The sequence below is a fragment of the Pseudoalteromonas sp. BSi20495 genome (genome assembly GCF_000241185.1).
In the GTDB taxonomy this organism is placed as follows: Bacteria; Pseudomonadota; Gammaproteobacteria; order Enterobacterales; family Alteromonadaceae; genus Pseudoalteromonas; species Pseudoalteromonas fuliginea.
On the sequence record NZ_BADY01000018.1, the window covers coordinates 1 to 26,147 of the forward strand.

At 37.7% G+C, this 26,147-nt stretch carries 25 protein-coding genes; 17 read left to right on the forward strand and 8 right to left on the reverse strand.

All coding sequences use genetic code 11. The features are described 5' to 3' along the window. The 7 genes from P20495_RS20100 to P20495_RS17100 all read left to right on the forward strand — a co-directional run. A partial coding sequence (locus tag P20495_RS20100) for a hypothetical protein (protein ID WP_033015052.1) occupies positions 1–521 on the forward strand: 521 nt, incomplete at its 5' end. Further along, positions 515–1,087 carry a hypothetical protein gene (locus P20495_RS17125; protein ID WP_033015055.1) on the forward strand — a complete coding sequence of 191 codons (573 nt, stop codon included), beginning with the start codon at positions 515–517 and terminating at the stop codon, positions 1,085–1,087. The genes P20495_RS20100 and P20495_RS17125, both read left to right, overlap by 7 nt. A gap of 264 nt (positions 1,088–1,351) precedes the next feature. Beyond that, positions 1,352–2,110 (forward strand): ChaN family lipoprotein, encoded by a 759-nt coding sequence (locus P20495_RS17120; RefSeq protein ID WP_008134117.1) that lies wholly within the window; start codon positions 1,352–1,354, stop codon positions 2,108–2,110. A gap of 4 nt (positions 2,111–2,114) precedes the next feature. After that, complete coding sequence (locus P20495_RS17115; RefSeq protein WP_008134119.1) at positions 2,115–2,699, forward strand: hypothetical protein; 585 nt, start codon at positions 2,115–2,117, stop codon at positions 2,697–2,699. Positions 2,700–2,759: 60 nt separating this feature from the next. Further along, on the forward strand, positions 2,760–3,026 hold the full coding sequence (locus P20495_RS17110; protein ID WP_008134121.1) for a hypothetical protein: 267 nt from the start codon (positions 2,760–2,762) through the stop codon (positions 3,024–3,026). 321 nt (positions 3,027–3,347) lie between these two features. Further along, complete coding sequence (locus P20495_RS17105; protein WP_008134122.1) at positions 3,348–3,866, forward strand: DUF6795 domain-containing protein; 519 nt, start codon at positions 3,348–3,350, stop codon at positions 3,864–3,866. Between the two features lie 27 nt (positions 3,867–3,893). After that, positions 3,894–5,060 (forward strand): lipase family protein, encoded by a 1,167-nt coding sequence (locus P20495_RS17100; RefSeq protein WP_008134123.1) that lies wholly within the window; start codon positions 3,894–3,896, stop codon positions 5,058–5,060. 544 nt (positions 5,061–5,604) lie between these two features. Here the strand turns inward: P20495_RS17100 and soxR are convergent. Further along, a complete protein-coding gene (gene soxR / locus P20495_RS17095) occupies positions 5,605–6,087 on the reverse strand; it encodes a redox-sensitive transcriptional activator SoxR (protein WP_008134124.1) in 483 nt (160 codons plus the stop codon). Between the two features lie 75 nt (positions 6,088–6,162). Between soxR and P20495_RS17090 the strand changes: the two genes are divergently transcribed. The 5 genes from P20495_RS17090 (at position 6,163) to P20495_RS17070 (ending at position 10,262) form a co-directional block, all read left to right on the forward strand. Beyond that, positions 6,163–6,636 (forward strand): flavodoxin family protein, encoded by a 474-nt coding sequence (locus P20495_RS17090; RefSeq protein WP_008134125.1) that lies wholly within the window; start codon positions 6,163–6,165, stop codon positions 6,634–6,636. A 272-nt stretch (positions 6,637–6,908) separates the two neighbouring features. Beyond that, positions 6,909–7,418 (forward strand): DsrE family protein, encoded by a 510-nt coding sequence (locus tag P20495_RS17085; RefSeq protein WP_008134126.1) that lies wholly within the window; start codon positions 6,909–6,911, stop codon positions 7,416–7,418. Beyond that, on the forward strand, positions 7,418–8,041 hold the full coding sequence (locus tag P20495_RS17080) for a GDSL-type esterase/lipase family protein (RefSeq protein WP_008134127.1): 624 nt from the start codon (positions 7,418–7,420) through the stop codon (positions 8,039–8,041). The genes P20495_RS17085 and P20495_RS17080 overlap by 1 nt, the downstream gene beginning before the upstream one ends. An 88-nt stretch (positions 8,042–8,129) precedes the next feature. Further along, positions 8,130–9,668 carry an EAL domain-containing protein gene (locus tag P20495_RS17075; RefSeq protein ID WP_008134128.1) on the forward strand — a complete coding sequence of 513 codons (1,539 nt, stop codon included), beginning with the start codon at positions 8,130–8,132 and terminating at the stop codon, positions 9,666–9,668. 75 nt (positions 9,669–9,743) lie between these two features. After that, positions 9,744–10,262 carry a hypothetical protein gene (locus P20495_RS17070; RefSeq protein ID WP_008134129.1) on the forward strand — a complete coding sequence of 173 codons (519 nt, stop codon included), beginning with the start codon at positions 9,744–9,746 and terminating at the stop codon, positions 10,260–10,262. 80 nt (positions 10,263–10,342) lie between these two features. Here P20495_RS17070 and P20495_RS17065 read toward each other — a convergent pair whose 3' ends face one another. Further along, a complete protein-coding gene (locus tag P20495_RS17065; RefSeq protein ID WP_008134130.1) occupies positions 10,343–12,595 on the reverse strand; it encodes a TonB-dependent receptor in 2,253 nt (750 codons plus the stop codon). Positions 12,596–12,880: 285 nt separating this feature from the next. Here P20495_RS17065 and P20495_RS17060 point away from each other — a divergent pair, with 285 nt between their 5' ends. From P20495_RS17060 to P20495_RS17045, 4 genes are all read left to right on the forward strand, one after another. Beyond that, the gene (locus P20495_RS17060; RefSeq protein WP_007378432.1) at positions 12,881–13,888 is read left to right on the forward strand and encodes a LacI family DNA-binding transcriptional regulator; all 1,008 of its coding nucleotides are present in this window, start codon (positions 12,881–12,883) and stop codon (positions 13,886–13,888) included. A 175-nt stretch (positions 13,889–14,063) separates the two neighbouring features. Continuing rightward, positions 14,064–15,302: a sugar MFS transporter gene (locus P20495_RS17055; protein ID WP_008134131.1), complete on the forward strand. Its 1,239-nt coding sequence runs from the start codon at positions 14,064–14,066 to the stop codon at positions 15,300–15,302. A 14-nt stretch (positions 15,303–15,316) separates the two neighbouring features. Beyond that, entirely contained in the window at positions 15,317–16,828 is a 1,512-nt protein-coding gene (locus tag P20495_RS17050) for a trehalase family glycosidase (protein WP_008134133.1), read from the forward strand. A gap of 96 nt (positions 16,829–16,924) precedes the next feature. Then, positions 16,925–17,614: a helix-turn-helix transcriptional regulator gene (locus tag P20495_RS17045; RefSeq protein WP_008134135.1), complete on the forward strand. Its 690-nt coding sequence runs from the start codon at positions 16,925–16,927 to the stop codon at positions 17,612–17,614. Positions 17,615–17,679: 65 nt separating this feature from the next. On the opposite strand, the gene P20495_RS17040 is transcribed toward P20495_RS17045, so the two are convergent. Genes P20495_RS17040 through P20495_RS17025 form a run of 4 tightly spaced genes read right to left on the reverse strand, consistent with a single transcriptional unit; the run spans position 17,680 to position 20,807 of the window. After that, a complete protein-coding gene (locus tag P20495_RS17040; protein ID WP_007378428.1) occupies positions 17,680–18,453 on the reverse strand; it encodes a CsgG/HfaB family protein in 774 nt (257 codons plus the stop codon). Continuing rightward, positions 18,453–18,875, reverse strand: coding sequence for a curli assembly protein CsgF (locus tag P20495_RS17035; RefSeq protein WP_033015061.1), 423 nt, complete (start codon positions 18,873–18,875; stop codon positions 18,453–18,455). The genes P20495_RS17040 and P20495_RS17035 overlap by 1 nt, the downstream gene beginning before the upstream one ends. Then, complete coding sequence (locus P20495_RS17030; protein WP_007378426.1) at positions 18,865–19,266, reverse strand: curli production assembly/transport protein CsgE; 402 nt, start codon at positions 19,264–19,266, stop codon at positions 18,865–18,867. The genes P20495_RS17035 and P20495_RS17030 overlap by 11 nt, the downstream gene beginning before the upstream one ends. Positions 19,267–19,304: 38 nt before the next feature. Continuing rightward, positions 19,305–20,807 (reverse strand): curlin, encoded by a 1,503-nt coding sequence (locus tag P20495_RS17025; protein WP_007378425.1) that lies wholly within the window; start codon positions 20,805–20,807, stop codon positions 19,305–19,307. A gap of 582 nt (positions 20,808–21,389) precedes the next feature. Here P20495_RS17025 and P20495_RS17020 point away from each other — a divergent pair. Continuing rightward, entirely contained in the window at positions 21,390–23,894 is a 2,505-nt protein-coding gene (locus P20495_RS17020; protein ID WP_008134137.1) for a S8 family serine peptidase, read from the forward strand. A gap of 102 nt (positions 23,895–23,996) precedes the next feature. On the opposite strand, the gene puuE is transcribed toward P20495_RS17020, so the two are convergent. After that, positions 23,997–24,929 (reverse strand): allantoinase PuuE, encoded by a 933-nt coding sequence (gene puuE / locus P20495_RS17015; protein WP_008134138.1) that lies wholly within the window; start codon positions 24,927–24,929, stop codon positions 23,997–23,999. 1 nt (position 24,930) lies between these two features. Beyond that, positions 24,931–26,142: a urate hydroxylase PuuD gene (locus P20495_RS17010; protein ID WP_008134139.1), complete on the reverse strand. Its 1,212-nt coding sequence runs from the start codon at positions 26,140–26,142 to the stop codon at positions 24,931–24,933. Positions 26,143–26,147 lie beyond the last annotated feature (5 nt).

Sequence of the window (26,147 nt, forward strand, 5' to 3'; positions counted from 1 at the left end):
AGACCCATGGTTATTTAACACCATATGCGTATGGTGAACTTGTAAAGGCTTCACGTGATTTTGGATTAAAAATTGTAGCGTTAGATGTTTATATTGAAACTATGGAGGTAATGGATAGTGTATGTCCACCAGCTAAAGCTCTTACTGGAAAATGTTTTGATGCACATACATTCAGAAACGCTCTTTGGGCTTATAATTTAGCTAGAATCCTTAAGAGTTCTAAGCAAAATAAGGTTGTTGCTTTTATGAGTCGATGGCACGCGGTTAAGAATTTAAAGTACCAAATAGGAGTTGATTCATTAATTAAAGAACATGGTATTCAAAATGTTCGCTTTATAGATTTTATTGGTGGTTTATCTTGTTACAGTGATAGGCGCTGTGAGGGCGTGTCTAGCCAAAAGGAGGCCTTAAAAGATAAATATTTTTACAAAGATGGCTTCCCATATGAAAATACAGTTAAATCTTTCCAAGTACACTTACCCGAAAAACGTATAAATAGTGATGGGTCTTTCCAATGGTAAAAGGATTAACTTCGTTTGTGTTCGCATTATCTTTATTGAGTTTTGTACATGCTAACGCATCTATGTTTCCAGATATAGATATTAATGATTCAAGTTTGACATCAGATACGGCTGCAAAGCAATGTGCAAAAAGTTTTATGCATGCCCCACATAAATTATTACTTTGGTGTGAAAAAGCCTATGTAATGGGTCACTGGGAGTCCTTGTATTATATTAGTATGTATACTGGGGATGGTTCTCGTTATTTAGATGAATTAAATACGCGAATGAATCAAGGTGACGCTAATGCTATAAATACATTAGCTTGGCTATACCAAAGTGGTCGCTTTGTTAAAAAAGATATAAGAGAAGCAGCACGCTTATATGAACTTTACTTGTCCCAAGAGAGCAACCAAGTAATCTTTCTTGAAGCTTCTACCCATTATGAATTGGCAGCAATATATGAAAAACTGGGTATGTGGGAAAAAGTAATAACCCATACACAATACGTCATAGATAATGCCGACAGAGAGGGCCGCATAGCAGTTGCAAAAGACTTACAAAAGCAAGCCAAGAAAAAAAATTAAACTTTAAATATATTCACCTAAATATTAAAGCGTTATAGAAGTTATGTGGAACAACAATAACAAATCACAGTGATACCCGTCCTAATTTTGGCGGGGGTTATAACTGCTATAAAAGTTTCATCATATATTGGTATTGGCTATTAAGTTTACTTTTCAGGGCTCGGATAAACCTTGAACTAGCTTAATCGCTCGTAGTTAGCAGGCACTTAAATATAGAGTATGGGTTTAATTAACCGACTAAGTTTTAAAACATAAGGAAATACAGTGAATAAGATAAACACGGATGTAAATTATAAAACAATGGCCGGTAATGCGCGTTTGGTAATTATTGCAGAGTCAAGTCATAGCCCTGTCTCATATAAATATGAAGCTATAAAGGCTCTTAAACAACTCAAAGATGCGGGCTTTACTCATTTTGCAATGGAAATGCTACCTGTAAAAATAAAAGAAAAAATAGATTTTTATCAGCGTACAGGCAAGGGGTTTGATGTAATCAAGCAACACTTTAAATCAAAATGGAATTGGACTAATGCTTCAAGTACAGGATATGGAGAGTTAGTAAAAGCGGCTAATTCTCTTGGAATGAAAATTATTCCTTTAGATATGCCTATTGAAATGATGGATGAAATTGATGGGCGTTGTAATTGGGAGCAAGCAGACACCGGTTCATGTACTGACTCTCATATTGAACGAAACCATATGTGGGCAGATATTTTAAGTAAAAGCTTAAAATTAGAAAAAGGCTCTCGAATTGTTACATTTATGCATAGGTATCATGCGTTTCATGCTGGCAACAAGCATATTGGAATTGACTCTATTATGCTAAATTTAAAAGTTAGTCGTATTAGTATCATAGAGTACATAGGTGGAGTTACCTGTAATGACAATGGAGCTTGTAAGGGGGAAGCTGATGCCGAAAAACCACTAAGAGAAACTTATTTTTACAGAAAAGGAACATATATACCTTCACCACTACCTTCTTATACAGTGCATATTCCTGAAAAAGCTATTTTAAGGAAATGATGATATGACCAAAATATTATTATTGTTGATTATAATGGCGCCTTCCATTTATGCCGCAGGTCCTCGGTGGGATAATTCTATAGATATAAATGCCCCAGATTTAACTGTAACAACCGCCGCACAGCAGTGCCATAGAAGCTTAATTAACGCGCCTGAGTATCTTGAGGAGTGGTGTGAAAAAGCTTATTCAATGGGATACTGGAAGGCATTGATTACATTAAGCCTTCACACTGGAGATGGAACTCGATTATTAAAGGAAGCCAGAAAGCGGGTTGCGGCAAAAGAGATAGAAGCTTATTCAACGTTGGCTTGGTTATATGGAAGTGGCATGTTTGTGGGGCAAGATATTAATAATGCAATTTCCCTTCACAAAGAATTTTTAGCATTAGATGCAGAATTGCCAAATTCATTAGTTACATCGGCGCATTTTGAGTTAGCAAGTTTATATAAATCGCAGCATAATTGGCTTGCAGTAAAAGAGCATGCGCAATATGTTATTGAACACAGCGCTTTAGCTTATGACAAAGAGCAAGCTGTTAGTCTATTGCAGTTAGCAAAAGAGAAAGCTCAATTAAAAATGAATCATTAAATGAAAACTGAAATATAAAGGAGCTATTAACGCTTTAATTTAAAGCGCTATAGAAATTACATGGAACAAAAAAAACAGAACACACTAACCAACCTCGTTTACGATATATACGAGACCCCCACTTTAATAGAAGGGCATCGACCGCTTATTCAGCCTTTACTTCTTGATTTAGTGGCTACAGCGCCAGATGGCTTTGAAGGTATGGCGACGATGATTAATACTCATATTTCAAACGGCTTTAAGTTTAAAAATCCTAAAATACAAAAGTTTGAACTTGAATCTGGGTTATTAAAACTTAAAACTTACTTTCAAAAAATAAACCGTTAACGACTTATTTTTTAACGTTGAGTACTTAAATCAATGGTTGTTATAGGTCGGTATATTCATTCATTAAACAGTATAAGAACATACTTTTAAATCAGAGTTAAATCTACGATTTTGCCCTGATGTATAGCGCAGTACGGATAAAAAATAAACTGGTTGTTTTTTGTTCCAAATGCATGCAGTATAATTGTATTTTATTAGAGTTTTTAGTTTTAATAAGTTTGATTATCGCTTTTTATTTAAAATAAAAAGCACTTAAAGAGTGTAATTAAATAGAAATATATATTACGTAATGTATAGCTAAAACTTGGGAGATAGTTTGCTTTGTTATTATCACGTTTAAAGATTTCTTTACTGGTAGTAGTGTCTATTACCGTTATTTTTTTTACTACAACACAGGCTTTTGCAGATATGTTTGGCTTTTCAAAAAAGCAGGATTTTACTTTATCAGTTCCGATTAGTGGTCAACTGCTAAATGATGGTAAACCACTTGCGAATATTACCATATTTAAGTCATTCACTTTTGGTGATGAGTATTTAGATGAAACGACGTCAGACGATAATGGTAATTTTTCTTTTCCTGAGCGAGTTATTAAAACCTCTAAGCCAGCGAATATGTTCGATAATGGGTCTCTAATTCAGCACATCTACATAAAAAAAGATAACTCGAAAGATATTGTTTTATGGTTTGCCAGAATTGGTTTACATAAGCAAAGTAAAACTTTGAATGAGTATTTAAATAATCTAGTGTGCGACATTGCAAAAGAGCCTCAAACTTACGATATACCGGTTGTTGAAGATAAAGAACACGTTTTTACAGTTTATACAGCCTGTAAAATTTAGTTTATAAACAATTTAAAAGGATTTAGCATGAATACATTAACACCTGCACAAGCGGTACAACTCGCGTTACTTGCTTATGATGCCAAAGATATCAAAAGTACGGATCTAATTAATAACTCTTTATCTCCGGCTTTACGTGGAAAGTTTGACTTTTCTGTAAGTCCTAGTTCAGTACAAGGTGTATCAGGCGGCTTTATTTCGCACCTATTTGGATTAAGTTCTGGTTTTGGCCTAGTTGGTCACGGAACGGGGGCTTTTAAAGGGGAGTCTGTAATTGCTATTAGAGGGACCGATACAATACGTGATGGCTTAACTGATGCTCATTTTGGTTTAAGTGGTGGTTCAAACGGTAGTATGGTGCATGCGGGGTTTAATAAAACATTTTATACTATGAAGCCTAAGCTACAAGAGTTTGTCACTGCTAATATTAAGAATAAAATGACGGGTGGTGTTCATGTTGTTGGCCATAGTTTAGGTGGTGCTTTAGCTACGTTATCCGCTGATTGGATCAAAGCGGAATATTCATTACCAGTAAAGCTGTATACATTTGGCTCACCGCGAGTAGGGCTTGAAGGTTTTTCAAGGGCAGCGACATCGAGAATTGATAAAATTTACCGTTGCACCCATGGCGCTGATCCAGTTGCTAAAGTCCCTTTATGGCCATTTTCACATGCACCGTATAATGGGCAAGAAATCCGTTTAGATAATGGGCAAGGTCTTAAAGGTGCTGCTCATAAGTTGGACGGAACGCCTGGTTATATTAATACGGCAAACAGCAGTGATTGGAATAACTTAACCGTAAAAGCTAATCATTTTCTAAGCACACCAGTGCGTTTAAAGTTTGAAGATAGAAACCAAGCTTCATTTAATGCGCATTGGTCTGATAAATTAAGTGCGGCATTAATCACCTTGTTAAAAGATGCGGGCTATTACAGCGCTGTCGCTGCACAAGCAGCTATTGGAACCGGATTAACGTTTTACGATATGCTTGCTCGTACTATCGATAAAATAGCAAAGGCGTCTGCATCATTTGCAGTACAAACGCTAGGCTTATTAGGGCATATGTTAGTGTTTGCCGGTAAAGTTATTAATAAAGCTGTAGAGCTTACTTACAGCTTTATTAAATGGGTGTTTGATTCTACGTTAGGTGCTTTATACCGAGCTGCTAGAGATGGCTTAAATGGTTTAGGTTAAAAGAGATAATTTAGTTAACGCTGAAAATAGCTGATCGAGATTGATTTATTATCCAGAGTTCAGGTTAGTTACTACTTTCAGGGCTTGTTTCTCTTTTGGAGTTCAATTTACACCAGTATGTTTTATTTTTAGACAAGGCAGAGCCTATGCAATGTGGTTATTTCCCACAAATAGGTGATAAAGTAATATAAATGCCAAGCATGCATTTCCCCTTGGGTTCGTCCTAGGGGGTATTTGCTTACATAAATGCAGGTAAGGGCGTGAACAGGACGCGGAAACTTTGCTCTATTTTTACTTATTCTTTCATGGATGTAAGAATAAGTAACGCATGAGCAGTTACCGAGCTCACTCGGTTACAAGCCTCGCGGTGCGATTAAATAGCCCTAGTGGTTTAAAGCACTGACAAATAATTTCAAACGTTTTACCCTTGCTATACCAACCCGCAAAAATACTTAATCAATTTGAGGGATTAAATCTGATGCTAACTGCGTTAAAAATTTCTGTCTTGTTATCGACACGATTTTTTTACCTCAAAATAGATCACTTAATTAGGAGAATTGGTATAATCAACTTTATCTAACAATACAGCACCACTTTGTTGCTCTCCTAAATGATCATCCTTATTGTAAATAGGGCAGTTTTTAAGTGATAAGCAGCCACAACCAATACAGCCATCTACTTTGTCACGTAAACGCTGCATATAAGCAATGCGATCGTCGAGCTGTGCTTGCCAATGCTTAGAAAGCGCTGACCAGTCTTGCTTGGTCGGGGTTCTGTTGTCTGGCAGTGTGGCTAGCGTGTTTTTAATTTCCTCTAGCGTAATTCCCATTGTTTGCGCTGCTTTTATAACCGCCACACGGCGAAGTACATCGGGTTTATATCTACGCTGATTACCACTATTTCGCCAACTTCTTATTAAATACTTAGTTTCGTAAAAATGTAGGGTTGATACTTTTACACCACTTCTTTTTGCCACATAGCCGACGGTTAGGTTAGCTTCTGTTAATTTTTTTTGTTCTGTGCTCATTTTAAATCCATATATTGACCTCAATAATGGTTGAGGTTTTAAGCTGCTCCCAACATAAAAAAAGGAGCGAGTTAAATGCAATATAAAATTAAAAAAAATTCAGTAATAATTTATTCAAGTGCACGTAGAGAAGGAAATACATCAGCACATGCTAATAGTTTTGCAGAGCAAAATGATATTCGCGTTATTTGTCTTGATGACTATAAAATACCGCCATACTGCTATAGTAAGAACTATAAAAATGATGATTTTTATACTGTTTTTGAGTCGTTACTCGATTATGAACATTGGATTTTTGCATCCCCCGTGTATTGGTATAACACCACGGTACAAATGAAATCTTTTATCGATCGGATCACAGATTACATGGACGACGAAAACTTAAAGCCTAAGTTACGCGCGTTACGTACAAAAGAGTTCTCGTTGCTATCAAATGCCTCTTCTTTTGAAGCCCCTGATGCCTTTGTACAGATGTTTAAGCAAACCTTTGGTTATTTAGGTATGCGCTTTGTAAGCCATAGCCATAAAAATACGCAATCGGCAGCATAATAAACAACCTATTCCTCGACGGGGTGTTTATTTTTAGATGTTAACACGCAGGCAATATAGCGGCTGCGTGTTATTACTCCTTTATAGAAATAACATCCCATAAACGCTGTTCGAGCAGAGCGAAGGTGTTGCACTTCTTTCATTTATTGATTACAAGTTTTGCATCGTAATTAAACAGTCTTTAATTTGAACGAACTTCATCCAAAAAGATCAACACGCCCTGCTTTTGGTAGTATATTAAATAGGCTTGATTACTTAAAAACACAGGATTTATGAAATATTTACTATTACTTTTACTTATTAGTCCGCTTTCACAAGCTAATGAACTCCCGATCAAAGGGTTTGGCAGCTTCTATAATGTACCAAAACACGAGCCAATTAGTGCTTCTACCTCGTTTAGAATAGCTTTTGATGTTGCTGATGGCGCTAAAGAAGGCGCGCAAAATAATTCAATAAATTCGTTAGCGCGTTTTATTAACATGCATGTAGCGCATGGTGTAAAGCCTGAAAATATACAACTCGCTTTAGTTGTGCACGGTAGCGCAAGTGTTGACGTGTTAGCTAATAGCGAATATAAAAAACGGTTTAATATTGATAATAAAAACCGGTACTTAATTGAACAATTACTCGTAAATAATACACAGGTTTTTGTGTGTGGTCAGTCAGCTACATATTTTAAAGTTACTCCTGAACAGCTTATTCCTGGCGTTAAAATGTCACTTTCTGCGATGACTGCTCATGCCCAACTACAACAGCAAGGCTATACGTTGAATCCATTTTAATGATAAAAAACATTTTATGCTTTGGCGACTCTAATACTTGGGGTTTAAACCCCGTTACAGGAGGGCGTTTTGACGAAAGTATTCGCTGGACATCACAATTAGCCACAAAATTAGGGTCAGGCTTTAATATTATTGAAGCAGGGCAACCCAATCGTACCTTAGTAAACCATCCGCCGTATAACGGTTCACTTTCGGGTGTTAGTTATTTAAAACCTTATTTGGAAGAGTATGCGCTCGATGTAATTATTATTGCACTTGGGACAAACGATCTGAAAAAGCGTTTTAATTTAGCTCCAGAATGCATTGCTCTGGGGCTAAATAATTTAATTAATGATATTTTTGATTTTTATAGTTTAAATAATCAACATGATGAAAAGCCAAAAATAATTATTTTGAGCCCGGCCTATGTACGTTGTAGAGGCCCTTACAAGCATGTTTATGAAGGTGCGGAGTGCAAAAACGTTGCGCTAAAAGAGCAATTCAAAAATATTGCACAAAATAAAAAAATTATATTTATTGATCTTCAATCTTTAGTGCACGTATCACTAGAAGATGGAATTCATATTTGTGAGAGTCAGCATCAAGTAATAGCCAAAACGCTTTACGACGTTGTGAAAAAGTAAACTTGGTTAAGCCATTTATTTATTTTTTAAGTCATTATGTATTTATAAAATGTGTATTTAAAGCACACACTATATTAGTAAGGATACGATGAAAAAAGGCCATAAGAAATCAATAATAGCATTGCTAACTGGCATCTTGGTTTTTGTGACAGGGAGCTTGATACTACTTTATTTTGCAGGCCAAAAGCTAGCAGCTACAATAAGTGAAGACGCTACACACCTAGTTAAGCATATCGATACCGCAGTACAAGAACGGCGCAGAATTCTTACTCCATTAAATAACCTCGGTTTTAAACAATGTGACCAAGCAACGTTGCTTGAGATGCGTCGTGCTTTATTTGATGCAAAATATGTAATAGATATAGGTTTTTTTAAGAACAATCAGCTTGTATGTACTACAGGAGCTGGGTTGTTAGATAAAGTTATTAATGATAAAAGCCCAGATTATATTATTGTAGATGAAAATATTCGAGTACGCTTTGAACCTCAATTGTATTTATTGTTGTTTAGTGACCGCCCAATGGAAGTTATTATAGTGCGTCAAGGTGACTACAATCTAATAATAGATACTAAAGTATTTAATGATGACGTAATTAGCTCACCCATGTGGGAAGTTGTTTATAAACATAAGCGTTCTATTAATCATTTGGCAGGGCAAAGTGGTGTTTACGATACGTTAGTCAATAATGTTTATCTTCCTTATGAAAGGCAGCTGGTATGCAGTGAACAAAATAGCAATTACTGCGTTGCACTTCATATGCCTTGGAATAATTTTTTTGCTAAAAATCACTTTTTACTAATTATATCCCTCATTTTAACCTGCTTGGCTGGAGTATCGAGTGCATTACTTGTTGATAATCTGATTGCCGATCGTCGTTCTACATTTAATCGTATTCGTTTAGGCTTAAATAAAAACTCTTTTTATTGGACCTACCAACCTATTATTTGTTTGCAAACAGGCACAGTAATAGGTTGTGAAGTACTTGCTCGTTTTAAAGATAAATATGGAACACTCTACCCAGATCAGTTTATTCCGTTACTCAGAAAAAATAATTTAACTTGGAAATTCACTGAAGCAATGATTGCAAAGGTGCTTAAGGAACTTACAGCTATTGATATTTTACCTGAGGGTTTTAAAGTATCGCTTAATATATTTCCATGTGATGTAGAGCAAGGAAATGTATCATCTTTAACGCAAGTTTCTGAACTTACTAATTCTCGATTTATTATTTGCCTTGAAATTACCGAAGATGAATACCTTGATACCAGTATTGCTCATGCGCATTTTAGAACATTGGTCAAATCGGGTTTTAACTTGTCATTAGACGATTTTGGTACGGGTTATTCTAATTTAAAAAATTTACAAAATTTGAGCTTTCATCAGTTAAAAATAGACCGTACATTTGTGCAAGATATAGCAACTGAGGGTCTAAAGGCTTCTATGATCCCGAACATTATGGAGCTTGTGACAAAGTTTAATTATACCTGTGTTGCAGAGGGCATCGAAACTAGTGAGCAAGAAGCTATTTTAAAAACTGCGGGAGTGCATTACGGGCAAGGTTGGAAGTACGGCCGACCAATGAAGGTTGATAAGTTTCATGAATATATGGCAAAACAGAGTGTTTGAATTTAGATATTTGTAATTTTTAAAACATATAAACAAACGTTATTATAAAACCAAAATGTTAGGAACTTAATCATAATGAAATCAATACTAAGTGTTTTTATTTTTATATTACTGAGCGCATGTACATCGCAGTACCCAAATCAGCAAGTTACAGGTAAGCAGTTTCCCAATATTAGCGGTGAAAGCTTAGAGCAAAACATAGTGACTATACCCCGCGACTTTAACGCAGATAAAACACTGCTGCTTATTGGTTACAAGCAAGACAGCCAGTTTGATATAGACCGTTGGTTAATTGGTTTAGATATGGCGGGTGTAACGCTTCCAACTTACGAACTACCAACCATTGCAGGTATGGCACCACGTATGTTTAGCACATTTATAGACAGCGGTATGCGCAAAGGCATACCTAAAGAATTATGGGGCGGGGTAATTACTATTTATAAAGATGGTGAAGCGGTACAAAAGTTTACAGGTAATCAAAGCCCAAATAACTCACGTGTGGTACTTATAAATAACAGCGGCGAAATTTTATATTTTTATGACCGAGGTTTTTCGGTTGATGCGTTAAATAAATTAAAAGCGAGTATTGAGTAATTCACTTTAGCCTTTAAATTTATTTGCTTAGGTTAATTAAAGTGAAAGGGAGCGAATGCTCCCTTTATATTGTATTTTATTTAAAACGCGTAACTTACACTAAAGCGCGTTGTACGAGGCATAATGTAACGACCATTTGGTGCATCAGCATTACGTGGATCACCTTCTGTAATGCCTTGCTCATCTGTTAAGTTATCTATTGCTACTTGAAGCTTAATGCCTTCCATTGGTTCTAATATTAAACCTAAATCAACTTTTTCGTAGCCATCGAGTGTTACAGTGTTTTCGTTATTGCCAAAGCGATCATCAACCGCTGAAAGTGTACCGTATAAAGTTGCATACATACCTTGTAGCTCAAAGTCGTAACTTGGCGTTACACGTACTTGCCATTTTGGTTGGCGCTGGGATTGGTTGCCATCGTTTGTTGGACTTTGAGTAATTTCAGCATCTTGCAATGTGGTGTTTAAATTAACAGAAAAACCAGACTCATGATTAAAGTTATAATCGAGCTCTATACCGTACGCTTCATTTGTTAAAATTTCTGCTGGTACACCTGGGCGACGTACAAAGGTGTCGCCTTTTACTTCGTTTACAAATACGGTTGCATAAAAGTCGGTTGATTCAGTAATTAATTTATAACCTAGTTCACCTTGAGTAATTTCTTTAATAAGCTTTTCGCCACCTTGGTAAGCATCAAAGTTATCTCTAAAATCATCAAAATACGGCATTTTATAACCACGATTAACACGAGCAAATACACCCATATCATTGTTGATTGAGTAGTTTAAACCTGTAGTCCAAGAGGTTTTACTTTCATCGTAGCTAACGGCTTTAGTAATAATGCCGTCAAGGCCTTCATCTACACTGTAATGTACTTCGTGGTTTTCTTGACGTACGCCAACATCAAGTGTAAACACATCAGCAAATTTGTATTCACCAGTAACATAAAACGCGTTAGTTCGGGCATCACCTGTTGAGCTAATATCGTAGTTAAAATCACAGCCATCGGTGCTTTGGTTACATTCAATACCGGTTAATGCTTCGCCACCTGATTCAAGTACATGGTATGCAGTGTTACCTAAGCTCCACCAATCTTTTGCTGAAGTGCTTGCGGTGTAGTAACCAAAGGTTGTTGATAAATCACCAAATTTTTTAGAAAAAGCTAAATCATTAGTAAATGAGCTGATTTCTTTAAGCACCACCCATCGTCCAAGCTGTTGAACAGGTGTATCGCTTGCATATTCAGTATTTGTTACTGACCCAAACGCCGTTTGACCGTTATCAGCGACTGCGCCAATGGTTGTTGCTGAGCCACTTGGTACTAAACCGTAGGTGTTTGCATCGCCTTTAGTAATGTTAAAGCGATCTGAAAAGTGCCAACCATTTTTAAGTTTGAGCTTAATACTACCGCCTGAAACATGACCGTCCCAGCCTCGGCCATCACCTAAGTCAATATCGTGTGCTTGCGAATCTGGCCCTGTAAATATTGTTGCTTGGCGATTTAGCGTGCCTAGTTGTGTGTATTGTGCGTCAATACCATCAACATTGAGTGGTGTTGGTAAGTACCACGCGCCGTGGTCGTCAGTTTGGCGGGTATAAAAGTTAAGCTCGCCGTTATCTAAGTTTTTAGTGATGTTAATTGTAAATTGGCTGCCTTTTTCTGACGTAAAGCCCGCATCACGAATACCTGGTGAACTTTTTACATACCCGCCAACCATAAAGTATAAATCGTCAGTAATTTCACCACTCATTACAGCATCAATGCGCTGTAAGTCGTAATCAGAAGTTGTGTATTTAAATAAGCCTTCTGTTTCTTCGCCACCACGTTTTAACCTAAAGTTGGTTGTTAGCCCTGGTTGTCCGTTAGATAAAACAGGGTTTGGGCCACCACGTAGTGCTTCTACAGTTTCAATGGTTTCATCAACACGAAACATTGATGAATTTTCTAAAAACGATAAGGTTGACGCTGGGTAAATTGGTGAACCTTCAATACTTAGCGTTAAAAATGGGGCATCTCCACCGCCAGGAAAACCACGAACAAATACATTCGCACCTGACTCACCACCTGAGCTTTCTACCCAAACTCCAGGTATTGCTTTAAATAAGTCAGCGGTGCTTTTTGGGGACAATTTAATAATTTGTTCACTATCGATATTAGTTACCGCATAGCTGGCATCTATTTTTCTTATTCCAACACCTGTGGGTGTTCCCGATACTACAATACGCTCAACTTTTTGTTTTTCTTGTGTTTGCTCTGCAGCAAATGCGCATTGAGTGCTAAGCGCTAAAGTAATGGCACACGCTAGTGTACTTTTTGCTTTACTGATTTTCATGTGTGTGATCCCGTTTTTAGTGTATTAAACAGTATATTTCTGCAGTCTTTTTACTAAAAATCATTGTAAATAGACTGTGTATATTGAAACCTTAGAGATAAATGCAAACGTTTGCAATATTTATTTGTAAATTATTTATGAATTTATATAGTTTATTTATTGAGCTTATTTATATGTTAAACACTTTTTGGGTCGTTGTTCGCGCCAGCAAAAAATAATAATGCTATATTGTCAGCGAGTTAGATAATTGTATTGATCAGTGGTAAGCGACTATTTAGGAAGATCATGAATAACAAAAAAATTAAATTAACTGATTTAGCGAAACTAGCAGGCGTGTCTACCTCTACAGTTTCGCGTGCGCTTAATGATAACCCGCTAATTAAACAAGAAACGCGCGATAAACTTCAGCGCTTAGCTAAAGAGCATAATTTTAGTCTTAATACGGCTGCAAGTCGGTTGCGGACACAAAAAACCAATGTAGTTGCGGTTATAATTAACCTTGACGAACAAACAGAGCAGTCGATTAGCGATCCGTTTTTACTTAAAGTAGTGAGCGAAATTAATCTTGCACTTAATCAGCAAGGGTTAGAGCTTTTACTATCTAATTCAATCATGGCGCAAGACGATTGGGCTAATTATTTTATTAATAGCCGCCGTGCAGACGGTATTATTGTTGTAGGTCAAGGTAAAAACCAAACCAATATAGAAAATGCAGCTAACGCAGGTATTCCGCTGGTGGTATGGGGAGATCCTAAAACACCTAGCAACTACCCCATTGTAGGAAGTGACAATTACTTGGGAGGCTTGCAAGCAACAACGCATTTAATAGAGCACGGAGCTAAAAACATCGTATTTTTAGGCGATCCAGAACATGGTGAAATTAGTGAGCGTCATAGAGGGTACTCTGCCGCATTAGCATCTCATAAATTAGAGCAACATGTTGTATCTATTGATATAACAAGTAGCTCAGCGTATCAATCAATCAACCAATTACTGCGTGAAAAAGGCCTTTATTTTGATGCTATAGTTGCATGTAGTGATATGGTTGCCTTAGGTGCCATGAAAGCCTTAAAAGAGCGTTATGTAAGCATTCCTAATGATGTCGCTCTAGTAGGTTTTGATGATATTGCTATGGCCGACATTAGCCACCCTTCATTATCAACTATCCGACAAAACACACAGTACGCAGCCACGCTATTAGTTCAAAAGTTGATGCAGCAACTAGCTGGTGAAAAAGTTGAATCACAAGTAATTGATATTGAACTGATTACCCGCCAATCAAGTAAACGATAGTTTATAAATCATGTTGAGTTAATGTTAAATTTAAAATGCAAACGATTGCATTGATGGCTATTCTAAACTAAACTCAAACCTCACTGATATAAACACACACTGTGTATGCACTCGTTATGGGCATACAATAAAGGTCGTTATAGCGTTTAAATAACGCTTTAAAGCGAGGGTAATTATGAGTAAAACAAAAGTCACACTGGCAATTGCAGCAAGTTACTTTATTTTCGCTATTTTGTTAAATAGCGTGGGCACCGTTATTTTGCAGGCAATAAATACCCTTGGGGTAAGTAAAACAGAAGCTTCAGTGCTTGAGGGGTTTAAAGATTTATCCATTGCGATAATGTCATTTGTAGTGGCTTCGTTTATTCCTCGCCTAGGCTATAAACTGGCCATGCTTGGGGCACTTACTGTTGTTGCCCTTGCTTGTGTAAGTACGGCTTTAATTAGTGACTTTTATGCGTTTAAAATTTTATTTGCCGCCATTGGTTGTGGCTTTGCTGTGGTTAAAGTGTCGGTCTACTCTATTATCGGCCAAGTGACAGATGATGCAAATAGCCACTCTTCATTGTTAAACACCATTGAAGGCATTTTCATGGTTGGTGTGTTAAGTGGCTATTGGATTTTTACTGCTTTTATAGATCCAAACGATTCAACCGCGTGGCTCAACGTTTATTACTTACTGGCAGCGCTAACCCTAATAGTTATAACGAGCGTAATTGCTGCGCCTATAAAGCCCGCCATTATAAGTAAAACTAAACGCTCTGGTTGGTTCGATTTTATCGCCATGCTTAAGCTAACATATCAACCGCTGGTACTCATATTTATAATTAGCGCTTTTTTATACGTATTAATTGAGCAGGGCGTAGGTACTTGGCTACCCACATTCAATAATGAAGTTTTAAAACTCCCTGTGGCTATTAGTATCCAGCTGGCCAGTATTTTTGCTGCGGCACTTGCGTTTGGGCGCTTAGTGGCAGGGCAAGTACTTAAACACATTCACTGGTTTGTTGTATTGAGCAGTTGTTTAATTGCGATGGCTGGCCTCATACTTATTACCCTACCGCTTACTGAGAATGTTACTGAAAATACAGTAATTAGTTTATTTGATGCACCACTTGCTGCATTTATTTTACCGTTAATTGGTTTTTTCATGGCGCCTATTTATCCGGTACTTAACTCAGTTATGCTCAGCGCTCTTGAAAAACATCGCCATGCAGCTATGACTGGTTTAATTGTAGTTTTTTCAGCACTTGGTGGCACAACAGGCTCAATAATAACTGGTTATGTGTTTGAGCACTTTAGTGGCCAGCATGCGTTTTACCTTTCTTTGGTTCCCATTAGTTTGATTTTTATTAGCGTGATTTTTTTCAAAAAGCGAACCGACGCTATCTCACAACACGCAACGACAGCTTAACAGTAAGGAAAGTTATGAGTTTTTTTGACAGCCAATTATTTAAAGATGTTCAAATGCAGCATGTATTTAGCGACTGTAAAACATTCGCAGATGCAATTGCGCGTGTTAATTGGCAAAGTGCATGTAAAAGCTATGAACAATTAGCGCCTTTAACTAATACGCAGCTTAGTGAGTTTGTAAACGCACACTTTATTACTTCCCCAGTGCTAGCAATGGGCACTGAGGCTGATACGTCATCGGTTAAACATTATATAGACTCGTTATGGAATGGCCTTAGAAGAGAGGCTGATACCCCAAAGCAAGATTCATTACTAGCACTAAAGCACAGCTATATTGTGCCTGGCGGGCGCTTTCAAGAGATTTACTATTGGGATAGTTATTTTACAGCATTGGGTTTAATCGATGCAGATAAAGGTGATGTAGTTGAAGATATGCTACTTAACTTTGTCGATTTAATTAACGATTATGGTTGTATTCCAAATGGTAACCGTCGCTATTATTTATCACGCTCGCAGCCACCTGTTTTAGCACTCATGGTCGAATTATTATGGGAACATACGCATAGTAAATCACTCAATACGCAATGGCTTGCTATGTGTGTTGCAGCACTTGAAAAAGAATATATATTTTGGATGCAAGGCGCGCAGTTGCTTTCGACTCATGTATTGAGCTCAAAGCGGGTAGTAAGAATGCCTTGTGGTGGTATTTTAAATCGTTATTGGGACGATGTAAGTGAGCCAAGAGCAGAGTCATTGCGTGAAGATTTAGCGCTAGCGGAAGGGTTGGCGAAGGAGAAAAACTCTGATTTTTATCGTAATATTCGCGCTGCATGTGAGTCGGGTTGGGACTTTAGTTCTCGTTGGCTTGGTGAATCTAATTTACTAAGCTCTATTCAAACAACTGATATTGTTCCTATAGATTTAAACTGCCTTATGTATAACTTAGAGAATCAGTTAAGCAAATTCTTTCAATTGCTCGGCAATAGTGAACAAGCAGAGCATTACCAATTACTTGCTAGCAATCGCAAGGCGCTTATTAATGCTTACCTTTGGAATGAACCAACCGGTTTTTTTGTTGATTATAACTGCCGTACAACGACTCAATCTCCAATACTTAGTGCAGCGGCAACTACTGCTTTATTTGTTAATTTAGCCAGTAATGAGCAAGCAATCAAGGTAGCTACAAGATTAGCCGATAAATTTTTAAAAGAGGGTGGCATTGTTACAACTATTACTCAAACGGCTCAGCAGTGGGATAGTCCAAATGGTTGGGCTCCACTACAATGGTTTGCGGTAAAAGGGCTTAATAACTACGGTATTACACAATTGAGTACACATATAATGAAAAATTGGGTAAATATGGTTGAGCAAAACTTTGCAGCAAATAAGTGTTTACTCGAAAAATACAATGTGTGCACACCAGCGGTTTTAGCCAGTGGTGGTGAATATCAAGTACAGCAGGGTTTTGGTTGGACTAATGGTGTAACGGCAAGATTTTATACGTTATTAAATAATCCAGAGTTTTAAATAATTGGGTTACTTATAATTTTTTAATACCATTATCGGATTGTATGTTACCTATAACTTAGGTAATGTTGCATAAACGTTTCATGGATGAAATTTATGTCACATAAAAATCACGTGTTTGTAAGAACAACTTTTCAGTCATCTTTCCACTCTCATAGTTACACCGCTATATTAAGAACACTACAAGCGCTGTTTACCGATATAAAAATGGATGACACAGTACCTCAGCTAGAAGAACGATCGCATTATGATTTGTTTTTGATTGATGGCACTAAAAATAATTGGCAAGACCTTATTCCCACCGATTTAATTTGCTTAGCGAAGCACTGTAACGTTGTTGTCTTTAATGTTGAGCGAGAAACGGTATGTGAAAAGAACTTACTTCTCAATCATTTCAATGGCGTATTTTATAAATCGGATCCTCCAGAAGTTATTTTTAAAGGGTTAGTTAAAATAAATGCTGGTGAACTCTGGTTTGCACGAAAAATTATTTCAATCGCATTCAATGATATTTTGGCTGTAGCATCATCATTTAACAGTTTGTACGATGGTATAGAAATAAAAAAAGATGATTATGATCATTTAACTAAACGAGAAAAATCGGTTATTTATCTCATAGCGCAAGGTGCCAGTAATAATGCTATTGCCGATAAACTTAATATAAGTGATCACACAGTAAAAACCCATTTATACAGTGCGTTTAAAAAAACTAGTTCGCGTAATCGAGTAGAGCTAGCTAATTGGGCACAACGTTATATTTCTGTTTTACTGCCAATGGCTAAATAACCTTTTCAGGATCAAATTTTTGTATAAATAAGGCGACTTAAAAGTAGCCTTATTTATCTTAATTATTAACTTACTTTTTTGGCCCATAACCCTTTATCAATGCCCTTTGTTATTAGGTCTGTAAGTGCTTTTTCTATTGCTTGGGTAACACAAATACTCATAGGTTCGTTATCACTAAAGCCAGCTTCTGCTTCAGCTAATCGTTTGTAACTTACGTACCTAAAAAATCCGGCACGCATTTCTTGGCTCAGTACTTTTTTGCTGGTTGCTACCGATAGTAATACTTGCCCTGTTCGTACATCAACAGCACGTAAGTATATTGAAATAGCATCTTCACGGTAAAGCTCTGATGCGCCTATTCCAAAGTATTCCATACCTAAACCACCTGTTTTTACATTGGTGTCGTAGCTAATAATACCGCCTTCTAAAATTATTTTGGCGGTTGTTAATGGGGGTAAATCTGGTTGATTTGGATTATCTGATTGAGCCGCCCGAATGATTTTTCGCTCTGTTAGTATATTTTGCAGACCCTCACGTTCAACCGGTGTAAACCAATCCGACTCATGTAAGGCTTGTATTAGTATTGAATTAGCCCCCTGAGTTACAGCGGTAGAAAATGAGCTCACATTTGTTTGCGGTTTATATTGACCTGTTTGATCTCTAAATGAATAAACTGAAACAGGAATACTACCCATGGGTTTGGGTAGGTTTTTTAAATCAGAAAAAATTTCTGTTGGCTCTAAGCTCATTGCTTGCTGCTGCTGTGGTGGTATTAAATTTCCCAAACTTGCGCAGCCCGTTAAGCTAAGAACTACAATTGTTATAAGTAGTTTATACATTATCCAAACCTCGGTACTTCAATGATCACCACGGTGTCATCAATTATATTTGTTATTCTTACGGTAATGCTATCTGTGGTACTGGTTATAACTTCTATTTGGTAATCGCCACTCATAAATATGGAATCTTGATTGAAAATACTGTCGTCTATGTTTTCACCAAACGCCATATCTGTTATTTCTCTTACCATTCGATTTAAGTAAGTGCGTTCTAAAGAATCTTGAAATTGCTCGGTGTAACTTTTTTCTATTACTGGCGCTTTATGTTTATTTTGAGCTTGTGCTTTGCTAAGTAGCATATTCGCATTGAGAGGATTACCGCCAAAGCTTGGGTTAATTGGGGTATAAATTATTTCAGTCGCGGCGGCTGAAAAGCTTAATGTTGTTATTATAAATATTATTATTCTCATTTTACCATCCATTTATGGCCATATCGGGAGACGACACTGCCATATTTTCACGAGCCATTGCATCAATTACGGTATACACGGCTTGTTCAACACGTTGATCTAGTGGCTCTAACCTTCGGCCTAAGTATGTTGCATACACCAGTCTATTGTTCATTATTAAAGAAAGTTTAGTGCCTGCTTTTGGGATTACTGTTTCTTTAATTTCAATATTAAACCCTGCAGTTGAGGGTAAGTCTCGCCAGTAATTTGAGAACTCGTAATAAAATTGATGACCAAAGCGACTAATGCTTCTATCGAGTAATAAACCGTCTATTTCCAACTCATCAGCTGCATAACCTGCAGTGCTAAAAGATAATGAAATTACGAATAAGAAACCAGCGAAGCTATTTTTTTTATTGTTCATAATTAAAAGGGGAGAGTTACTCTCCCCAACCTTTGCAATTACATTTGTGTAATTGTTGCCGTATTACCATCACCCATTTGAGTAACAGATACTGTACTGTTAAAGCCAATGACAGCGCCTTCAACAATATTATCGTTACCCAGCTGAGTTACGCTAAATGATACGTTTTCACCGCCAACTAAAAAGGCTGATTGCTCTGTTCCGCCAACCCAGTTATTTTCACCTTGTTGTGAAATATCAATGCTGTGGTCGTTGCCTTCAACCATTAAATCAATAACATTCATTTCGCCAGTTTGAGCAATATCAATTTGACTACCGTTACTGTCTAAAATGCCAGCAAGTGTTAGCATTGTTTCATTTAGAGAACCATCTTGAACAATATCAATATCGTTATCGTTTGAAGTAAGTGAAGTGTCTGGGTAAGACGACTCCACAACAGCGGTATTATCTTGGCCTGTTTGTGTTAGATTTATGTCGTTATCAGAGCCATTGAAGTTAACTAAATGTGCTGAGTTAAATTCACCTACCTGATCAATCGTAAATTCATTATCAGAACCTAACACGCCCATGTAAGCGTCATTGAACAAACCATTTTGATTACTTGTTAGCTCATTATTATCACCAATAAGTTCAGCGGTAGCAGTGTTGTATGTATCTACTTGAGTAATGGTTACTTCATTGTTTTGACCTTCAAATAACGCTGAGTCTGCGGTGTTGTTACTGCCTTCTTGGTCAATATCTATTTCGTTATCATTACCCACAACCGCTGCAAATGTTACAGCATTTGTATTGCCATCTTGTTCAATGGAAAACTCGTTAGCGTCGCCAGAAATAGCACTGAGTGTTACCGCATTACGATCGCCATCTTGCTCAATATCAAGCTCGTTGTCGTTACCTTGTAAAGAACTGACTTTAAAGGTGTTCCAGTAACCTGCTTGCTCTAAATCGAGTGTATTTTGATCGCCAGTGAGCATTGTTATTTCAGCTTCATGCCATTCACCAGTTTGCAGCGAAGTTATTTCGTTGCCATTACCTTGCATATCCATGTTGTAGAACCAATGACCGCCAGTGCCTTGTTCTACTTCAATCAAGTTGTCATCACCAGTTACTGTATTTATAGCTTCGTTATTGACCAAAACACCTTGGCCAACCTGTGTTACAAGTAAGAGGTTATTATTACCAGTAACTTCGGTTATTAATCCATTCGCAGTACCATCTTGAGCGTATGCCTGTGAGTTGCTATCACCAATTGTAGTTACTTCAGCATAGTTACCAAACTGTGCTTGGGTTACTTCTGTATCGTTATTATTGCCTGTTGTTGTGACAAGCATGGTATTGCTATCGCCATTTTGTATTAACAATGCCGTATTGTTGTTTAATGTTTGAGCAAGTGTCATTGAATTAGCTGTACTTGCAATAGATACCTTGGTGTTAAGTTCAGAGCTAGATACTGATTTATTACCTGTTTCAGCATATGAGGCAAAGCTAGTACTCATTGCAATTGCAACCGCGCAGCTTAGAATTGATTTGTTCAACTTCATTATTTTTCTCCTTGAAATGATAAAATCAAACACCTTAAATGTTATAGGTTTTAATAAGGTATTTGCTGTCTCAGCATGCCGTGCCGATATAATGTTTTGTGATCCGCTTTAGTTACTTATGTAAGTGAGTGAAGCGAAATATATGATTATTGAGTAAAAACGAGTCTTGTCATAAAGCTAACACTGACAAAGTTTAAGCTTAAATTCATAATCAAGTACTAACTGTATTCCTCAATATGAATTTCTTAAATCATCATTTTTTACCAATTTTTTTTATTTTATATTTCAAATGGTTAAGCTTATAACCTTGCTTTTTTAGATTTTATTCGAAAAAAGCAGTAAAAAAACATGACCCTATATTGGGTAGAGGTAAGTGTAATAAATTCATTATAATGACTGTATTAGGTGTTTTTTTTTGCCAATTCTAGTTAAAAATAATGGTTTTTTGTTATTTTTAATCTTTATTACTTGTTTAATTTGGTGTTTGGTTGTTTGCTTATATCTTGCCATGTGATCCCTTGTACTTGAAGTAGTGAAAAACTTGCTTAGTGTTTCTAAGCCTTCCCTACTATGGATAGAACAATGAAAACAAAATTATCTATTATTACGCTCGCGCTACTACCTTGTTTAGCTTCTGCAAAGTTACCTGATGCAGGTGCACTGCAACAAGTTACTGCAAGTAGTGACTCTATAATTGTTAAATATAAAAAAAATACAACGCCACAAATGCGTAAACAAGTACGCGCTATGGTTAAAGCTAAAATATCGGATTTAAATAATGATGAGGTTGATGATAACTTTACGTCATTATTTTCGGGCCGTTTAGCTAAGTTTAAAGTCTCTGGTATGAGTACCAAAGAAGCTATTGAGCGTTTGAAGTCAAATCAAGCTATTGAATATGTAGAGCCAGATTACCGAGTGAGTATTGCTACAAGCTCTCCTAATGATCCTCGTTTTGATGAACTATGGGGTTTAAATAATGAGGGCCAAACAGGTGGTGTTACAGATGCCGATATTGATGCACCTGAAGCGTGGGACATTTCTATCGGTAGCCGCGATGTTATAGTGGGTGTTATTGATACAGGTGTTGATTATAGTCATCCCGATTTAGTTGATAACGCATGGGTTAATGCTGGCGAAATTGCTGGTGATGGTATTGATAATGACGGCAATGGTTATATTGATGATATTCATGGTATTAACGCGATTACAGATGCTGGCGACCCAATGGATGACCAAGGACATGGTTCTCATGTGTCAGGCACAATCGGTGCAAGCGGTAACAATTCAACGGGTATTGTAGGTGTAAACCAAGAAGTATCTATTGTTGGTTGTAAGTTTTTAGATGCGGCTGGTAATGGCTCAACATCAGATGCAATTAAGTGTATTGACTATATGGTTAACCTTAAAAATTCAGGTGTTAATTTACGTGTTCTAAACAATAGTTGGGGTGGTGGTGGTTTTAGCCAAGCTTTAGCTGATGCAATTACAGTAAGTGAGCAAGCTGACATTTTATTTGTTGCCGCTGCCGGTAATGATGCAGTTGATAATGATGCAAACCCGCATTACCCATCAAGCTATGAACACGAGAGTGTTTTTTCTATTGCGAGCACTGATAGCAGCGATAATTTATCTGACTTCTCACAATGGGGTTTAACCAGTGTTGATATGGGGGCACCCGGTAGTGCTATTTTATCAACAGTCCCGGGTAACGGTTATGCTACTTACTCAGGCACTTCAATGGCAACACCTCATGTTGCAGGTGTTGCTGCACTTGTGTTGTCAATCAACCCAGATTTAACAACCACAGAACTTAAACAGTTATTGATGAGCAGTGGTGATGTAAATACTGCATTACAAGGTAAAACGGTTGCTGGCACTCGACTCAATGCAAACCAAGCATTACTTGATGCAGACCCAACCCCGAGTTTTATAATGTCTGTGACACCTGTATCACAGCAAAAAACAGTAGGCGAAACTGCATCGTATACATTTGAAATAGGTTCTATTGCACAGTGGGATGGTGAAGTAACACTTGATCTAACATCTAGTCTTGGTGGTGCATATTTATCTGCATTAACAGCACGTCCAGGCGAAACAGTACAGCTTAGTGTTGAGACCGATGAAAATACGCCATGGGGTGATTATGAGTTTACTGTTACAGCAACATCAGATGATATTGTTAAAGAAAAAACAGTAAGTTTAATGTTACAACCTGCTGGTTTAAATGACTTTACGTATAGTAATGAAGAAAATCTACCGATCCCTGATAACGATCCATTAGGCGTTAATTCGGTTATCACAGTTGCTGATGATTTAACTATTTTTGGTACTTCAGCAGATGTAAATATCACACATACGTGGTCTGGAGATTTAGTACTTACACTTATTTCACCGCAAGGCTCTGAAGTCACTCTACAAAGTAATCAAGGTGGTAGCGAAGACGATATTGTTAAAACGTTTACATCAAGTGTATTTAATGGCGAAGTAGGAACCGGTGATTGGACATTAAATGTTGTCGATACGGCAGGTATAGATACAGGTAATATTAATAGTTGGTCACTTACGTTCAGTGCTATTGGTGAAGTAGGTTCACAACCACCTCTTGCTAGTTTCACTGTTGATACACAAGGGTTAACCGCTGCATTTGTAGACACAAGCAGTGATGCTAATAATGATATAACACAGTGGAGCTGGAACTTTGGTGATGGTGCAACATCAACTGACTCAAGACCAGTACATGCCTATGCCCAATCAGGTAGTTACGATGTAGAGTTAACTGTTACAGATAGTGAAGGTAATACTGATTCATTTACTCAAACGGTTGTTGTAAGTGACGTGACCCTTGAGCTGAACTTAAAACGCGCTAACAAAACACGTTTAGGTACGATGCGTGTAGAACTTAGCTGGGAAGAAGTGGGTGCAGAGTCATTAAGCGTTTACCGTAATGGCGAGTTAGTTGATACCGTTCCAGATAACGGTCGTTACCGTGATTACGTGCGTGGAGCTACGTTACCATCGTACGATTACCAATTATGTGTAACAGAAAATGTGTGTTCGAATATCATCACCGTTTCTTTTGAATAAATTTTATTACATCTAAAGTAATTTAAGCCCAGCAAAGCTGGGCTTTTTTATGTTTACGATGAGGGTAATAAGTAATTAGAATTTATTTTTAATGGATTACAGCTATGCTTTTTTATACGGGTGGGTTTTAAGCCAGTGCTCGGCTATTTGTTCACGCGTGGCAAACCAAACTTGCTCATGCGATCGGGCATATTCTAAAAACCGTGCTAATGCTTTTATTCTTCCTGGTCTGCCAATTAAGCGACAATGCAAACCTATCGACATCATTTTTGGGGCGTTCTCACCTTGTGGGTCGCCTTCTTCATAAAGCGTATCAAAGGCATCTTTTAAATAATTATAAAATTGATCCCCGGCATTAAAGCCCTGCACGGCAGCAAAGCGCATGTCGTTTACATCAAGCGTGTAGGGCACTATTAACTGTGGTTTACCTTCTTTAATACTGTAAAAAGGTAGGTCGTCGCTGTAATCGTCGGCATCATATAAAAAATTACCATTTTCAACTACAAGTGCTGCGGTATTTGGGCTAGTTCGGCCGGTATACCAGCCTTTGGGCTTTTTACCGGTAAGCGTTTGAATGATCTCAATGGCTTGTTGCATGTGCTCGCGCTCGGTTTGCTTATCTATATTTTGATAATTAATCCAGCGCAGGCCATGGCTTGCAATTTCGTGACCCGCTTCAACAAATGCTTTAGCTATATCGGGGTGGCGCTCAAGGGCCATCGCCACTGCAAAAATGGTGACCGGTATATCGTATTTTTTAAATAAACGCAGTAGCCTCCACACGCCAGCGCGTGAGCCATATTCGTAAATAGACTCCATGCTTATATGGCGGTCTTCAACATGGGGGGCACTGACTATTTCAGATAAAAACGTTTCAGCGGCTGCATCACCATGTAATACACAGTTTTCGCCGCCTTCTTCGTAATTTAATACTACTTGTACGGCAATACGTGCTTTATTGGGCCAATTTGCATGGGGTAGATCAGGGCCATAACCAATTAAATCGCGCGGGTAGTGTTTAAATTGCTCGCTCATTTTATTGCTCCTTTTTAAGTGCTGTGAGCCAAGACCCGAGCGTTTCACGTTCTGTGTCAGTCATTTGGGTCATATTAGCCAGTGGCATGTCTTTGGTTATAACCGCGCGGGTATGAATAAGCGTGCTGGCTTTTTTTACATCACTAATAGAGTTGAGCTTAAAGCCTAGCGGCGCTGTTTGAAAAAGCGCAGAGGTGGGTGTTTCGCTGTGACACCCAGTACAGTGTTTGCTGATTATATCCCACGCTTGTGCGTCGGTAATACTTGCTTGTAAAGGCGCGCTTTCGCCTGCATTTATTGGTGTACTGGGCCAAGGGGCTATGGCGAGCATAAGAGCAAAAAAGGCTGCAATACCGCTTACAAGTACTGAGGGTTTATTAACGCCTTGATGCTTTAAGTTAAAGTAATGGCGTATCCACATACCAATACCAAACAGCGCAATTAAAATAAGCCAGCCAAAGTTGTGGCTATACGTGTAAGGAAAGTGGTTGCTCAGCATTATAAATACCACAGGTAACGTGGCGTAGTTATTATGTATAGAACACAGCTTTGCCTTTAAACCTGGCGCTGAATCAGGGATTCTACCCGCTTCTACTTCACTCACCATATAGCGCTGGCCTGGCATAATAATGTGATACACATTACCCACCATACACGTGCCAATAAGTGCACCTACATGAATATAAACAGCGCGGTCGCTAAATAATTGATCAACCCCAAAAGTCCACAGAGCTAATAAACCAATAACTACAGCAATAAACGCTTTACCGTTTTCAACGAGCGGGGTTTTGCACAATAAATGATAAACACCATAGCCTAAGCCAATAAAACTAAGTGATGCGCCAATAGCTGCAAATTTACTTAGCTCACTTTTGCTGTTATCAATTAAGTACACATCGGCGCCAACATAATAAAGTAAGCTAAATAGTAATATACCGGTGATCCAGGTTGTGTACGCTTCCCACTTAAACCAATGCAGGGTATGAGGCATTTGTTCAGGGCCATTTTGATACTTAGCCACTTCGTAAAAGCCACCGCCATGCACGGCCCATAAATCGCCTTTTATGCCTTTATCTATTTTCCATTGCGGTGGTGTTTGTAGGTTGTTATCAAGCCATGCAAAATAAAATGAAGCGCCAATCCATGCTATACCAGCAATAACATGAAAGTAACGCAGTACTAAATGAGCAAGCTCAAATAAATAGTTTTCCATAACGG

Bases quoted from the DNA above. Each gene is read 5' to 3' on its own strand.
- P20495_RS17125 (WP_033015055.1), top strand. From the start codon at position 515: ATGGTAAAAGGATTAACTTCGTTTGTGTTCGCATTATCTTTATTGAGT.
- P20495_RS17115 (WP_008134119.1), top strand. From the start codon at position 2,115: ATGACCAAAATATTATTATTGTTGATTATAATGGCGCCTTCCATTTAT.
- P20495_RS17110 (WP_008134121.1), top strand. From the start codon at position 2,760: ATGGAACAAAAAAAACAGAACACACTAACCAACCTCGTTTACGATATA.
- P20495_RS17100 (WP_008134123.1), top strand. From the start codon at position 3,894: ATGAATACATTAACACCTGCACAAGCGGTACAACTCGCGTTACTTGCT.
- soxR (WP_008134124.1), bottom strand. From the start codon at position 6,087: ATGAGCACAGAACAAAAAAAATTAACAGAAGCTAACCTAACCGTCGGC.
- P20495_RS17090 (WP_008134125.1), top strand. From the start codon at position 6,163: ATGCAATATAAAATTAAAAAAAATTCAGTAATAATTTATTCAAGTGCA.
- P20495_RS17085 (WP_008134126.1), top strand. From the start codon at position 6,909: ATGAAATATTTACTATTACTTTTACTTATTAGTCCGCTTTCACAAGCT.
- P20495_RS17080 (WP_008134127.1), top strand. From the start codon at position 7,418: ATGATAAAAAACATTTTATGCTTTGGCGACTCTAATACTTGGGGTTTA.
- P20495_RS17075 (WP_008134128.1), top strand. From the start codon at position 8,130: ATGAAAAAAGGCCATAAGAAATCAATAATAGCATTGCTAACTGGCATC.
- P20495_RS17070 (WP_008134129.1), top strand. From the start codon at position 9,744: ATGAAATCAATACTAAGTGTTTTTATTTTTATATTACTGAGCGCATGT.
- P20495_RS17065 (WP_008134130.1), bottom strand. From the start codon at position 12,595: ATGAAAATCAGTAAAGCAAAAAGTACACTAGCGTGTGCCATTACTTTA.
- P20495_RS17060 (WP_007378432.1), top strand. From the start codon at position 12,881: ATGAATAACAAAAAAATTAAATTAACTGATTTAGCGAAACTAGCAGGC.
- P20495_RS17055 (WP_008134131.1), top strand. From the start codon at position 14,064: ATGAGTAAAACAAAAGTCACACTGGCAATTGCAGCAAGTTACTTTATT.
- P20495_RS17050 (WP_008134133.1), top strand. From the start codon at position 15,317: ATGAGTTTTTTTGACAGCCAATTATTTAAAGATGTTCAAATGCAGCAT.
- P20495_RS17045 (WP_008134135.1), top strand. From the start codon at position 16,925: ATGTCACATAAAAATCACGTGTTTGTAAGAACAACTTTTCAGTCATCT.
- P20495_RS17040 (WP_007378428.1), bottom strand. From the start codon at position 18,453: ATGTATAAACTACTTATAACAATTGTAGTTCTTAGCTTAACGGGCTGC.
- P20495_RS17035 (WP_033015061.1), bottom strand. From the start codon at position 18,875: ATGGATGGTAAAATGAGAATAATAATATTTATAATAACAACATTAAGC.
- P20495_RS17030 (WP_007378426.1), bottom strand. From the start codon at position 19,266: ATGAACAATAAAAAAAATAGCTTCGCTGGTTTCTTATTCGTAATTTCA.
- P20495_RS17025 (WP_007378425.1), bottom strand. From the start codon at position 20,807: ATGAAGTTGAACAAATCAATTCTAAGCTGCGCGGTTGCAATTGCAATG.
- P20495_RS17020 (WP_008134137.1), top strand. From the start codon at position 21,390: ATGAAAACAAAATTATCTATTATTACGCTCGCGCTACTACCTTGTTTA.
- puuE (WP_008134138.1), bottom strand. From the start codon at position 24,929: ATGAGCGAGCAATTTAAACACTACCCGCGCGATTTAATTGGTTATGGC.
- P20495_RS17010 (WP_008134139.1), bottom strand. From the start codon at position 26,142: ATGGAAAACTATTTATTTGAGCTTGCTCATTTAGTACTGCGTTACTTT.